This is a genomic window from Pseudomonas sp. RW10S2 (assembly GCF_014268985.1).
Taxonomy (GTDB): domain Bacteria; phylum Pseudomonadota; class Gammaproteobacteria; order Pseudomonadales; family Pseudomonadaceae; genus Aquipseudomonas; species Aquipseudomonas wayambapalatensis.
In genome coordinates, this window is sequence record NZ_JABWRO010000257.1 from 1 (window position 1) to 249 (window position 249).

Consider the following 249-nt stretch of genomic DNA (forward strand, 5'->3'; position numbering starts at 1 on the left):
TCGCCAGAGCATGAGCCGCCGAGGCAACTGCTGGGATAATGCACCGGTGGAGCGTGTATTTCGCAGTTTGAAATCAGAGTGGATACCGACCACGGGCTACCTGGCCGGGCAACAAGCTCAACGAGACATCGGCCAGTACCTGATGAGCCACTACAACTGGATCCGACCTCATCAGTTCAACGATGGACTGGCTCCGGCGAAAGCTGAAGAAAAACTCAAAACCGTGTCCGGGATGAGTTGACCACTACA

General features: G+C 55.0%; 1 protein-coding gene. It reads left to right on the forward strand.

What is annotated here, in order from left to right; genetic code table 11:
• On the forward strand, positions 1-241 hold a 241-nt coding region (locus HU729_RS25620; protein WP_186711934.1), incomplete at its 5' end, for an integrase core domain-containing protein.
• Positions 242-249 lie beyond the last annotated feature (8 nt).